Origin of the sequence: Streptomyces sp. NPDC048255 (assembly GCF_040652415.1) — a bacterium.
Taxonomy (GTDB): Bacteria; Actinomycetota; Actinomycetes; order Streptomycetales; family Streptomycetaceae; genus Streptomyces.
Genome location: NZ_JBEZMA010000020.1, coordinates 110390 through 123013 on the forward strand (window position 1 = coordinate 110390; position 12624 = coordinate 123013).

The following is a 12624-nucleotide window of genomic DNA, read 5'->3' on the forward strand; positions in this document are numbered from 1 at the left end:
CTTGGGATCCCTGGACCCGCCTGTCAACGGCACTGAAGCGCATAAGTTCACGGCTCCGCGAGGTTGGTGCATTCATTCCGCCAGATCGGGGTGCCCGGAGATTGGGGCCCTGTTGACTTTCTCCCCGGACGGGCGGCAGGTTGTGGGTCACCCGGTGAATTCCTCAGAACTCCAGGGACTCCTCATGCGCGAAGAAGGCGCCCTTCCGGGGCCCGCCCGCACCCTCAGGTTCGGCGCCAACTACACCCCGGCGCGCGGCTGGTTCCACCACTGGCTGGACTTCGACCTCGACGAGGTCAGGGCCGACCTGGACTCGATCGCCGCACTCGGACTGGACCACGTCCGCGTCTTCCCGCTCTGGCCCGTGTTCCAGCCGAACCGGACGCTGATCCGGCCGCGCGCCGTCGAGCAGCTCGTCGCGCTCGCCGACGCGGCGGCCGAGCGCGGGCTCGACGTCAACGTGGACGGGCTGCAAGGGCACTTGTCCAGCTTCGACTTCCTGCCCGCCTGGACCCGGACCTGGCACCGGCGGAACATCTTCAGCGATCCCGAGGTGGTCGCCGGGCAGGAGGAGTACCTGCGCACGCTGGCCGCGGCCCTCGCCGACCGGCCGAACTTCATCGGCATGACCGTCGGGAACGAGATCAACCAGTTCTCCGGCGCCCCGCACCCCGACCCCGACCGGATCACCCCCGACCAGGCCGCCCACTGGCTGGAGCGGATGCTCGCCGCCTGCGAGAAGGGCGCGCCGGGGCGGTTCCACCTGCACGCCGAGTACGACGCCGCCTGGTACCAGGACGGCCACCCCTTCACCGTCGCCCAGGCCGCCCGGCTCGGCGCCGCCACGGCCGTGCACTCCTGGGTGTTCAACGGCACCGCGCAGCGCCACGGCCCGACCGGCGCCGCGACCGAGCAGCACGCCGCCTACCTGATCGAGCTGTCCAAGGCCTGGGCCCTCGACCCGCACCGCCCGGTGTGGCTCCAGGAGGTCGGCGCCCCCGCGCCGCTGATCGGGCCGGAGCGGGCGGCGCGGTTCACCGCGGCCACCCTCGCGAACGCCCTGGACTGCCCCGGCCTGTGGGGCGTCACCTGGTGGTGCTCGCACGACGTGTCCCGGGAGCTCGCCGACTTCCCGGAACTGGAGTACGGACTGGGCCTGCTCACCAACGACCGCCGGACCAAGCCCGCCGGGGCCGTCGTCGCCCGCGTCGCCGGGGAGTGGCGGGGCCGCGAGCACCGGCCCGCGCCCCGGTCCACGGCACTGGCCGTGGACGTCGGCCCGGCGTCGGCCGCGCCGCGCCGCTCGGTGTGCGCACCCGGCGGCGCGTTCTTCGAGGCCTGGGCGGCACTGGCCGCGGACGGGGTCCGGCCGGCGGTGGTGCTGGCCGAGCTCGCCGAGGACCCGGCCCACCTGGCCGCGCGCGGCATCACCGAGGTGCTGCGCGTCCACGAGATCTAGTGCTGTGGCCGGAAAGGTTTGCCGGCCACCGCACTAGGCGCGTCTTGGACTGACTCCCCTTCCCCTCCCCACCTTCCGAGGAGCCCCGCATGTCCGAGAACGACAACGGCGTCGACCCTCGTACCACCGCCGCCCGCGCCTGCCCGCCTGCGGCGCCGCCGCGTCCGGCCCGGCGCGGGGTGCTCGCCGCCGGGGCCGGGGCGGGAGCCGCCGCCCTGCTGGGCGCGCCCGCCCTGACCCCGGCCGCCTCGGCCGCCCCCGCTGCCCCTCCCGTCGCCGCGACCCCGGCCGACCTGGCCCCGTACGCCTCCTACTGGTATCCGGACTCGCTGCCGGGCGGCGCCCCCGGTCCGGGGATCGTGTGGCGCTCCCTCAAGGAGTGGAGCCCCGAAACCGATCCCGACATGGCCCACAACACCGCGACCGTGCCGCTCGCGCCGCGTTTCACCCCCGTCCCGCCGCATCCCGGCGCCCGCGCCGGCCAGGCCCGGATCTCCTCCCTCGTCTCCTTCGGTCCGACGGCGGGGAACCCGTCCCAGGGCTCCGCCACCGCCGACTTCTACGCGCTCACGCACTGGGCGTACATCGACGAGCTGGTCTTCTGGGGCGGCTCCTCCGGCGAGGGGATCGTGCTCGCCCCGAACGCCCCCGTCATCGACGCCGCCCACCGCAACGGGGTCCGGGTGATGGGCAACGTGTTCCTGCCGCCCGCGCCCTACGGCGGCGATCTCCAGTGGACCCGGGACCTGGTCCAGCGGGACCCGCTCGGCCGTTTCCCGATCGCCGAACAGCTCGTGCGGGTGGCCCGGACGTACGGGTTCGACGGCTGGTTCGTCAATGCCGAGACGGACGGCGGCGACAGCGAACTGGCCTCCAGAACAAGGGAGTTCCTGCGCGCCCTGCGGGCGGCGGGCGAGCCGCACGGCCTGCGGATCACCTGGTACGACGCCATGAACACCACCGGCCGGGTCGGCTGGCAGGGGGCGCTCAACGCGCTCAACCAGGAGTTCTTCGAGGATCGGGCCGGCCCCGTCGCGGACACGATGTTCGTGGACTTCCGCTGGACCCCGCAGACCCTCGCCGCCTCCGGTGCCCTCGCGGACCGGCTGGGCCGTTCCCGCCACGAGCTGTGGGCGGCCGTGGACACCGAGTCCCACGGCTGGAACTCCCCGGTCCAGTGGGACGCGATCATCCCGCGCGGGCGCGACCACGTCGTCAGCTACGGCTTCTACCGGCCCGAGTGGACCCGCAACCACCTCACCGACCGCTCCCCCGGCGCCTTCCACCGGGCCGACGACCGGTTCTGGACGGGCGAGTCCCTCGATCCTTCCCGCCCGGCACCCGAGGGCACCTGGCGGGCCCCGGCCACGGCCGTCGCCGACCGTTCCACCGTCAGCTCGCTGCCCTTCGCCTGCGCCTTCAACACCGGGCACGGGGAGCGCTGGTACGAGGAGGGCCGGATCGCCTCCGACACCCCCTGGAACCACCTCGGGCTCCAGGACCGGCTGCCGGGCCGCCGCTGGGTCGTAGACACCGCAGGGGAACGGCCCGCCGTGAGCCTGGACTTCGCCCGCGCCTGGCGCGGCGGCTCCAGCCTGCTGGTGACGGGCCGGGTGACCGCCCCGGCCGCTGTGGGGCTGCACTCCACCCGGCTGCCGCTGACCCGCTCCACCGTCCTGGAGCTGGTGCACGCCACCGAGTCGGGGGGCCCGCTCTCCGTGGAGGTCGGCGTGGCCACCCGCGAGCCTTCCGCCCCGGGCGAGCCCGTCCCGTACACCTGGCTGCCCGCCGGCACCCGCGACGGCCAGGCCTACGGGGCGGGCTGGCGCACGACGCGGGTCGGGCTCGCGAAGCTGGCGGGGAGGACGGCGTACGGGCTGGCGGTACGGATCACTGCGCGCGGCGGCGGGCCGGTGGCCTGGCGGCTGGGGGCCCTGTCGGTGCGCGAGGCCGGTCCGGACCGGCCCCCGGCGCCGCCCGCCGCCCTGGCCGTGACGGCCTCGGCGCGGCGGGACGGCGGGGCGGCGCTGCGCCTGTCCTGGCGCCGGGCACCCGGCCCGGTGCGCCACTACGAGCTGACCCGGGTCCTGCCCGACGGCAGCCGCCGCTTCCTGGGCGGTACCTGCGCCGCCGCCTTCTACCTGCCCGGGCTCCCCCGCGCGGGCCGGGAGCGGGCGGCGGCCCTGGAGGTGCGCGCCGTGGACGAGCTGTACGCGGTCTCCGCACCGGCCCGGACCGCCTTCCCCTGGTAGGCCGCGGCGCGGGGAACGGAGGTCAGGAGGTGTGGGGGTCGGTGCGCGGCACGGCCACCGTCACCCGCAGCCCGTGCGGCGGGTTCGTCTCGTAGGAGAGGGACCCGCCGCCCGCGGCGAGCAGGGTGCGGGAGATCGACAGGCCTAGCCCGGAGCCCTTGACGTTCTGGTGGCGGCCGCTGCGCCAGAACCGGTCGCCGACGCGGAGCAGCTCGTCCTCGGTGAGGCCGGGGCCGCGGTCGGCGACGACCACGTGGACGGAGCGTCCGGCGGCGGAGACGGACACCTCGACCTCCTCCCCGGCGGGCGTGAACTTGAGGGCGTTGTCGATGACGGCGTCGAGGGCGCTGGACAGGGCGATGGGGTCGGCCCAGCCGGTGACGGCGCTGCGGCCCGTCTCGGTGATCCGGACACCCTTCTCCTCGGCGTACGGGCGCCAGGACGCGACCCGCTCGGCGGTCAGCGCCCCGATGTCGGTGAGGCTGATCTCGGCGGAGGCGTGCTCGGCCAGCGCCAGGTCCAGCAGGTCGTCCAGGACCTGGGTCAGGCGCTTGCCCTCGGTGCGCACGGAGGCGATCTCCTCGTTCCCCTCGGGCAGTTCGAGGGCGAGCAGCTCGATCCGCAGGAGCAGCGCGGCGAGCGGATTGCGCAGCTGGTGGGAGGCGTCCGCGACGAACGCCCGCTGCTGCTCCAGTACCTCTTCGACGTTGTCGGCCATCTCGTTGAACGACCGGGCCAGGCGCTGGAGTTCCGGCGGCCCGCCGGCGGCCGCGACCCGGGAGTTCATCCGCCCCGTCGCGATGCCGTGGGCGGCCGCGTCCAGGGTCCGTACGGGCTTGAGCACCCAGCTGGTGAGCCGCAGGGCGGCGCCGAAGGCGACCAGCATGGCGGCGCCCAGCCCTGCGACGATGAGCAGCCAGCCCCGCAGGATCCGGCCGCGCATCAGGTCGGTGGGCGATTCGGTGGCGACGACCGCGACCACGTCCCCGTCGAGGACGACCGGGGAGGCGACGAGCAGTTTGCCCTGCGTCTGCCAGGGCCACACCTGGGGCGGGTCGTGACTGCGCCGTCCGGCGAGCGCCGCCTCGAAGGCGCGGCGGCCCTCCCCGGATTCGGGGAGCTGCCACCAGCCCGGGGAGCGGGCCATGGCGTTGTCGTCGCGGTAGAAGATGCCGACGCGGATGCCGTACAGCTCCTGGTAGCGGGTGAGTTCGAGCCGGAGCGTCTCCAGGCGCTCGTCGGCGCCGGTGGATCCGGAGCCCTCGGCGTCGATGACGAACTGGGCGAGGGCGGCGAAGCGTGCGCTGTCGTCGATCCGGTCGACCACCACCCGCTGCTGCTGCCCTGCGGCCAGGCTCACGGCGAGCGGGAAGCCGAGCGCGAGCAGCATGCCCGCCATGAGGACGACGAGCAGGGGGAGGAGCCTGGCACGCACGGCGGTGGCCCGCTAGGGGGCGGCCGGGGCGACGAGCCGGTAGCCCACCCCGCGCACGGTCTCGATGAGGGCGGGCATCGCCAGCTTGGAGCGCAGCGAGGCGACGTGCACCTCCAGGGTGCGCCCGGTCCCCTCCCAGCTGGTGCGCCACACCTCGCTGATGATCTGCTCGCGGCGGAAGACGACGCCGGGCCGCTGCGCGAGCAGGGCGAGGAGGTCGAATTCCTTGCGGGTGAGCGGTACGTCGATGCCGTCCACGCTGACGCGGCGGGTGGGCAGCTCGATGCTGACCGGGCCGAGCCGCACGACGGAGGGCGCGCCGGCCCCGGTGGCGGCGGCCTCCTCGGAGGCACCGGTGCGCCGGGCCACGGCGTGGATGCGGGCGAGGAGTTCGCCGGTGTCGTAGGGCTTGGTGACGTAGTCGTCGGCGCCCATGTTGAGGCCGTGGATGCGCGAGCGGACGTCGGCCCGCGCGGTCACCATGATGACCGGGGTGGCGGTGCGCTTGCGGATCTTGCCGCACACCTCGTAGCCGTCCTGGTCGGGCAGTCCGAGGTCGAGGAGGACGACGCCGAAGGGCGGGGCGCCGGCGGGCAGCAGCGCCTGCAGGGCCTCCTCGCCGTTGCGGGCGTGGGTCACCCGGAAGCCGTGCCGGGCGAGGATCGCGGACAGGGCGGCGGCGACGTGGTCGTCGTCCTCGACGAGCAGCAGTCTCATGGCGTCCCCCTCTCCTTCTCTTCGTTCGGTTTCAGCTTCTTCTTCAGCTTCCGTTCAGGGCCACCCTGCATCCACGCCGATGAAGACTCCCACGTCAAGAGGGGTTCCGGTGCGGCGCGTCTTCCGTTATGCACCCGGTACGCGTACCGGGGCGGCCGTAGGGGAAGGCGTACGGAGCGTATCCGGGTGAGGCCGGATCGTTATGCTCAATTCTCCCTCAGATGTGATGACGCTGTGCGCAAGACGTCACTACTGTCCTCCCAACCGAGGAGGACGGAGCAAGAAGCCGATGAGCGGAGTATCAGTGACCAAGGACGTGCAGGACGCGGCCGGCGCCGCGGACGACCTGGTCGTACTGAGCAACGTCAACAAGCACTTCGGCGCGCTGCACGTGCTTCAGGACATCAATCTGAGCATTGCCCGCGGTGAGGTCGTCGTCGTGATCGGTCCTTCGGGATCGGGCAAGTCCACGCTGTGCCGGACCATCAACCGGCTGGAGACCATCGACTCGGGCGCCATCACGCTCGACGGCAAGGAACTGCCCTCGGAGGGCAAGGAGCTGGCCCGGCTGCGCGCCGACGTCGGCATGGTCTTCCAGTCGTTCAACCTCTTCGCGCACAAGACGGTGCTGCAGAACGTCATGCTGGGCCAGCTCAAGGTCCGCAAGACGGATCAGGCCGCGGCGCGCGAGAAGGCACTGGCCCTGCTGGACCGGGTGGGCGTCGGCTCGCAGGCCGACAAGTACCCGGCGCAGCTCTCCGGCGGTCAGCAGCAGCGCGTGGCGATCGCCCGCGCGCTGGCCATGGAGCCGAAGGTGATGCTCTTCGACGAGCCCACCTCGGCGCTCGACCCGGAGATGATCAACGAGGTGCTGGAGGTCATGCAGCAGCTCGCCCGGGAGGGGATGACGATGGTGGTCGTCACGCACGAGATGGGCTTCGCCCGCTCGGCGGCCAACCGGGTCGTCTTCATGGCCGACGGAAAGATCGTCGAAGAGGCCCAGCCCGAGGCGTTCTTCAGCAACCCGCGCAGTGATCGGGCCAAGGACTTCCTGTCGAAGATCCTGCACCACTGACGGCCGGGGTCTGGTAGTCATCCGGGGGGCGGATCACCGCCGCGGCCCTTGTGGCCCGCGGCGAGTCCGTCACACACGTCGCCCGTCGTTCAACACCGTCTCATCCGAGGGAAGTTCACCATGAAGGTTTTCAAGACCGGTGCGGTCGCGGCCATCGCCGTCGCCCTTGCGCTGACCGCGACCGCCTGTGGCGGCACCACTGACAAGGGCTCCGAGGGCGGTGGCGACAAGAAGGACAAGGTCGTCATCGGCATCAAGTTCGACCAGCCGGGTGTCGGCCTGAAGACCCCGGACGGCAAGTACACGGGCTTCGACGTGGACGTCGCGACCTACGTGGCCAAGGAGCTCGGCTACACCCCCGAGCAGATCGAGTGGAAGCAGGCCATCAGCGCCGAGCGCGAGAACCTGATCGCCAACGGCGACGTCAAGTTCGTCGTCGCGAGCTACTCGATCAACGACAAGCGCAAGGAGAAGGTCGACTTCGCCGGCCCGTACCTCCTCGCGCACCAGGACCTGCTGGTCCGCGCCGATGACACCAGCATCACCAAGGCCGAGGACCTGAACAAGAAGAAGCTCTGCTCGGTCACCGGCTCCACCTCGGCGCAGAACGTCAAGACCAAGCTGGCCCCCGAGGCGGACCTGCTGGAGCAGGGCGGCTACTCCGAGTGCCTGACGGGCCTGGAGAACAAGAAGGTCGACGCCCTGACCACGGACAACTCGATCCTGGCCGGCTACGCGGCGCAGGAGAACAACAAGGGCAAGTTCAAGCTGGTCGGGCTGAGCCTGAGCAACGAGAACTACGGCATCGGTCTGAAGAAGGGCGACACCGAGCTCCAGACCAAGATCAACGCCGCGCTCAAGAAGATGGTCGCGGACGGCGCCTGGGAGGCGGCCGTGCAGAAGAACTTCGGCCCGGCCAACTACAAGAACGAGCCGGCCCCGCAGATCACCGAAGGCAGCTGATTCACCGGTGAGGAGCGTCGCCGCCCGCCTGTCACGGGCGGCGGCGCCCCTCGTCGGCCATCCTGGGGAGAGCGCAGGGCATCGTGTTCGATTTTCTTGATTCCGGGCAGTACGACCTGCTCGGAGCCTTCTGGGTGACGGTTCAGCTCACCCTCTACTCGGCGGTCGGATCCCTCATATGGGGCACCGTCCTGGCGGGCATGCGGGTCAGCCCGGTCCCGCTGTTGCGGGGCTTCGGCACCGCGTACGTCAACCTCGTGCGCAACACGCCGCTGACCGTGCTGATCATCGCCTGCTCACTGGGCCTCAACCAGACGCTCGGCATCGAGCTGGGTGGCGGAACCTTCAAGGAGATCGGCTTCAAGCTCGCGATCCTCGGGCTCGTCGCCTACACCGGCACCTTCGTCTGCGAGGCCCTGCGTTCGGGCATCAACACCGTGCCCGTGGGGCAGGCCGAAGCGGCCCGCGCGCTGGGACTGAGCTTCTTCCAGGTGCTCACCCTCGTCGTGCTCCCCCAGGCCTTCCGGGCGGTCGTCGCACCGCTCACGAACGTACTGATCGCGCTCACCAAGAACACCACGGTGGCAGCGGCCATCGGCGTGGCCGAAGCGGCCCTGCTGATGAAGGAAATGGTCGAGAACGAGGCCCAGGCGCTGTTCGCCGTCTTCGGCATCTTCGCGCTCGGCTTCTGTCTGCTGACCCTGCCGACCGGCCTGCTGCTGGGCTGGGTGGCCAAGCGAGTGGCGGTGAAGCGATGACCTCCGTGCTGTACGACGCCCCCGGCCCCAAGGCCAAGGTTCGTAACTGGATCTACAGCGGCGTCTTCGTCGTCCTGCTCGGCCTCGCCCTGTGGTGGATCCTGTCCGTGATGGCGGAGAAGAACCAGCTCGACGCCGACAAGTGGACCCCCTTCGTCACCGAGACCGAGATCTGGACGACGTTCCTGATCCCCGGCTTGCTGGAGACCCTCAAGGCCGGCGCGATCGCCATCGTGATCGCGATCCCGCTGGGCGCCCTGCTGGGCATCGGCCGGCTCTCCGACCACGCGTGGGTGCGCATCCCGGTCGGCGCGTTCGTCGAGTTCTTCCGCGCCATCCCGGTGCTGATGCTGATGCTGTTCGGCTCCGCCCTCTACGTGCAGTTCTCGACCGTCTCCTCGGACGTCCGGCCGCTGTACGCGGTGGTCACCGGTCTGGTGCTCTACAACGCGGCCGTCATCGCCGAGATCGTCCGGGCGGGCGTGCTGTCCCTGCCCTCCGGCCAGACCGACGCGGCCAAGGCCATCGGCATGCGCAAGGGCCAGACCATGGTCTACGTGCTCATCCCGCAGGCCGTCACGGCGATGCTCCCCGCTCTGGTCAGCCAGCTCGTGGTGATCCTCAAGGACACCGCGCTCGGCGGCTCCCTGCTGGGCCTCGCCGAGCTGCTGTCGATGAACCGGCAGATCTCGGCCAACTACAGCAACACCATCGCGACCCTCGTCGTGATCGCGCTGCTCTACATCGCGGTGAACTTCGCCCTCACCTCCTTCGCCTCCTGGCTGGAGGGCCGGGTGCGGAAGTCGAAGAAGAGCACCGGCGCGGTGGTCGGCGTGGACGAGGTCAACGACATGGCCACCGGCGGCGGCGCAGGCGCCTAGCCCCGGCCGGACCGGCGGTTGGGAACTCCCAATGGCCTGACATACGGTCAGTCATAGTGCGTAGCAAGCGTGGTGCGGCGGAACTCTTCCGCCGCACCACGCGGCGTTCCCGGGCAGGCGTCACTTGACGCAGGCACCTCCAGTGGGTTGCATACGTTCTGTGATCACATACCGGACATCGGGAGCCGCGCCATGGACCCGGTGATCGTCGTCGGCGCAGGCCCCGTCGGACTGTCCCTGTCCCTCGCCCTGGCCGGCCAGGGCGTGCCCTCCGTCGTACTCGACGAAGGCCCGGGCAAGGAGGAACCGCGCCCGGCCCGTACGGTCGTCCTGCACGCCGACACCGCCGCCATGGCGAACCGCCTGGGCTGCGCCACCCTGCGCGACGAAGGTGCGTACTTCGCCGCCTGGCGCACCATGCGGCGCCGCCAGTCCGCACAGCGGAGCACCTTCGACGACGGCCCCGCGCCGCTGCACCTGCCGCAGCACGCACTGACGCGCGGGCTGCGCGACGCCGCCGCGGCGCACCCGCTGGTCCAGCTGATCACCGACAGCCGGCTCGACTCCGTGGAGCAGGACGGCCACGGAGTCACCGCCCACACCCGGGGCGCCGAGACCACCTGGTGGCGCGGGAGCCACCTGGTCGGCTGCGACGGCGCCCGCTCCACCGTGCGCAAGCTGCTCGGCATCCGCTTCCCGGGCCGCACCGCCGTGGAGCGCCACGCCGTGGCCGCCCTGCGCACCGAACTCCCCTGGCCCGGCGAGGCCTTGCTGCACCGCGGCCACAACGACCGGCTCGCCGAGGTCACCGCGCGCCCGCTGCCCGACGGGGTGTGGCGGCTGGACTGGCTGCTCCCCGCCCGCGGGGAGCTGGTCACCCCCGACACCCTGGTGACCCTCATCCGGGACACCCTCGCGGCCTGGTGCGGGGGCACGACCCCGCGCTACGACCTCCTCGACACCGGGGTCCACACCCTCCACCACCGCCTGGCCCGGCGCTGGCGCGACGGCCGCGCCTTCCTCGCCGGGGACGCCGCGCACCTGCTGGGCGCGCTCGGGACCCAGGGCGTCGAGGAGGGGCTGCGCGACGCCGAGAACCTGGCCTGGAAGCTGGCCCTGGCCTGGCATCACGGAGCCTCCGAGGCCCTGCTCGACAGCTACGAGGCCGAGCGGCGCACGGCGGTCGCGTCCCGGCTGCGCGCGGCCGACCAGGCGATGCCGGTCCTGCGCGCCGGGGGCGGCCTGCGCACCTACCTCCCCGGGGCCTCGCGTTCCGCCGAAGCCCTCCTCACCGACGGCCACCTGGGATGGGGGCCGCTGGGCGCGGCGCCGACGTACGCACCGCCGGTGGCCGTACGCGAGGTCCCGACGGCCACCGAACCGGGCGGTCCGGTGGCGAACGTCCCGGTGACGGCGCCCGACGGGTCCACCGTTCCGCTGCGCGACCTGCTGGGGCGGGGCCGGCTGCTGGTGCTCCTGGTCGCCCCGGGCACCGGGGTCTGGGACCGGCGCCACTGGCTGGGCGCCGGGCTGATGCCCCGCCTGGCGGCGGCGGTGAGCGCCCTCCCGGTCCGCACCGACCTGCTGGTCGCGGACGCCTACCCGGGCGCCCCGGCGCACACGGTGCTCCTGGTCCGGCCGGACGGGCACCTCGCGGCGACCTTCGCCGGGGTCCGCCCGGCGGAGCTGTACGAGGCGGCGGACGCGGTCCGCGCGGGCGCTCCGGAGCCGCTCCCCACGCCCTCCACGACACCTACTGCCGTGGCCGATTGACCGTCCCGCCGCCCCGTGGTTCACTCGCGGGCATGACCGGCAACGACGTACGCCTGTGGCGGAGGGTCCATATGGACCTGCTCCGCTACGCGGGCTGCGTGTGTCGCCCTTCCTGCTGATTCGCCTTTTTCCCCGCGCGCCCCGCGCCGTCACCGGCCCGCGCGCGCTCCCGCGAACCCCAGGAACGGTCCTGCTCCATGTCTGCACCCGCGTACACCCCCGCGTCCGTCGACTCCCCCGTATCCGCCGACTCCGCCGAGTCCGTCGAGTCCGACTCGGCCGGAGGGCCCTCGGCCACCGCGCTCCTCGACTTCGCCCTGCGCACCGCTGCCGATGCCGAGGTCGTCGGCTCGCTGCCGCTCGACCCGCAGGGCCGCACCTGGATCCGGCTCGACGGCCCGGCCGGCAGTGAGGCCTGGCTGATCGGCTGGCCTCCGGGCACCGGCACCGGCTGGCACGACCACGCCGAGTCCCGGGGTGCGTTCGCCACCGCCCGGGGCCGCCTCACCGAGCACTCGCTGGCCGTACGGCTGCCCTCGGAGGGCTGGCAGTCGTTGCGGCTCGCCCCCGACGTGGACCGCAGCCGCAGCCTGGGCGCGGGCTCCGGACGGGCCTTCGGCGAGCACCACGTGCACGAGGTCCTCAACGAGTCCCCGGCCGAGCACGCGATCTCGGTGCACGCGTACTACCCGCCGCTCCCGCTGATCCGCCGCTACAGCCGCACCGGCCCACTGCTGACCCTGGAGCACGTCGAGCGTCCGGCGGACTGGCAGTGAGCGCCCCGACCGGCATCGACGAGCTGCTGGAGCGGGTCCGCACGGGCTACGCCCGCGTCACTCCCCAGGAGGCCTACGAGGCCTCCCGGGCCGGGGCCCTGCTGGTGGACATCCGCTACCAGGCCCTGCGGGAACGCGACGGCCTGATCCCGGGTGCGCTGGTGGTCGAGCGCAACGAGCTGGAGTGGCGCCTGGACCCCCAGGGCAGCCACCGCGCCGCCGAGGCCACGAGCCACGACCTGCGGGTGGTGGTGATCTGCAACGAGGGTTACGCCTCCAGCCTGGCCGCGGCCTCCCTCCACGCCCTGGGCCTCCACCGCGCGACGGACCTGACGGGCGGCTTCCAGGCCTGGAAATCGGCAGGCCTCCCGGTAACCGCCGGGCAGGGCAGATCCAGCCCCGCCGGTGCTTGAGGCGCGGGGTCCACATCCAGCCCCGCCGGCGTTTGAGGCGCAGGGTCCACATCCAGCCCCGCCGGCGTTTGAGGCGCGGGGGCCACATCCAGCCCCGCCGGCGGTTGATGAGCAGTGGCCAC

12 protein-coding genes are annotated in these 12624 nt (G+C 72.5%); 10 read left to right on the top strand and 2 right to left on the bottom strand.

Annotated elements, in window-relative coordinates:
- The first annotated feature begins 184 nt into the window (after positions 1–184).
- Both AB0D94_RS18260 and AB0D94_RS18265 read left to right on the top strand, forming a co-directional pair.
- Positions 185–1459, top strand: coding sequence for a glycosyl hydrolase (locus AB0D94_RS18260; protein WP_362052465.1), 1275 nt, complete (start codon positions 185–187; stop codon positions 1457–1459).
- 89 nt (positions 1460–1548) lie between these two features.
- A complete protein-coding gene (locus AB0D94_RS18265; RefSeq protein ID WP_362052467.1) occupies positions 1549–3711 on the top strand; it encodes an endo-beta-N-acetylglucosaminidase in 2163 nt (720 codons plus the stop codon).
- Between the two features lie 22 nt (positions 3712–3733).
- Here the strand turns inward: AB0D94_RS18265 and AB0D94_RS18270 are convergent, their stop codons facing one another.
- A complete protein-coding gene (locus AB0D94_RS18270; protein ID WP_362052469.1) occupies positions 3734–5146 on the bottom strand; it encodes a HAMP domain-containing sensor histidine kinase in 1413 nt (470 codons plus the stop codon).
- Positions 5147–5158: 12 nt separating this feature from the next.
- Entirely contained in the window at positions 5159–5863 is a 705-nt protein-coding gene (locus AB0D94_RS18275; protein WP_362052471.1) for a response regulator transcription factor, read from the bottom strand.
- Between the two features lie 289 nt (positions 5864–6152).
- Between AB0D94_RS18275 and AB0D94_RS18280 the strand changes: the two genes are divergently transcribed.
- The 8 genes from AB0D94_RS18280 to AB0D94_RS18315 all read left to right on the top strand — a co-directional run bounded on the left by AB0D94_RS18280 (position 6153) and on the right by AB0D94_RS18315 (position 12502).
- Complete coding sequence (locus AB0D94_RS18280; RefSeq protein WP_362052473.1) at positions 6153–6938, top strand: amino acid ABC transporter ATP-binding protein; 786 nt, start codon at positions 6153–6155, stop codon at positions 6936–6938.
- 120 nt (positions 6939–7058) lie between these two features.
- Positions 7059–7901, top strand: a complete 843-nt coding sequence (locus tag AB0D94_RS18285) for a glutamate ABC transporter substrate-binding protein (protein ID WP_362052475.1) — start codon at positions 7059–7061, stop codon at positions 7899–7901.
- Positions 7902–7984: 83 nt separating this feature from the next.
- Complete coding sequence (locus tag AB0D94_RS18290) at positions 7985–8659, top strand: amino acid ABC transporter permease (protein WP_362052477.1); 675 nt, start codon at positions 7985–7987, stop codon at positions 8657–8659.
- Positions 8656–9540 carry an amino acid ABC transporter permease gene (locus AB0D94_RS18295; RefSeq protein ID WP_362052479.1) on the top strand — a complete coding sequence of 295 codons (885 nt, stop codon included), beginning with the start codon at positions 8656–8658 and terminating at the stop codon, positions 9538–9540. Before AB0D94_RS18290 ends, AB0D94_RS18295 begins: the two co-directional genes overlap by 4 nt.
- Positions 9541–9732: 192 nt before the next feature.
- Positions 9733–11313, top strand: coding sequence for an FAD-dependent monooxygenase (locus tag AB0D94_RS18300; protein ID WP_362052481.1), 1581 nt, complete (start codon positions 9733–9735; stop codon positions 11311–11313).
- 32 nt (positions 11314–11345) lie between these two features.
- Positions 11346–11432 (top strand): putative leader peptide, encoded by an 87-nt coding sequence (locus AB0D94_RS18305; protein WP_311318651.1) that lies wholly within the window; start codon positions 11346–11348, stop codon positions 11430–11432.
- 78 nt (positions 11433–11510) lie between these two features.
- On the top strand, positions 11511–12089 hold the full coding sequence (locus tag AB0D94_RS18310; protein ID WP_362052483.1) for a cysteine dioxygenase: 579 nt from the start codon (positions 11511–11513) through the stop codon (positions 12087–12089).
- The gene (locus AB0D94_RS18315; protein WP_362052485.1) at positions 12086–12502 is read left to right on the top strand and encodes a rhodanese-like domain-containing protein; all 417 of its coding nucleotides are present in this window, start codon (positions 12086–12088) and stop codon (positions 12500–12502) included. Before AB0D94_RS18310 ends, AB0D94_RS18315 begins: the two co-directional genes overlap by 4 nt.
- Positions 12503–12624: the final 122 nt, after the last annotated feature.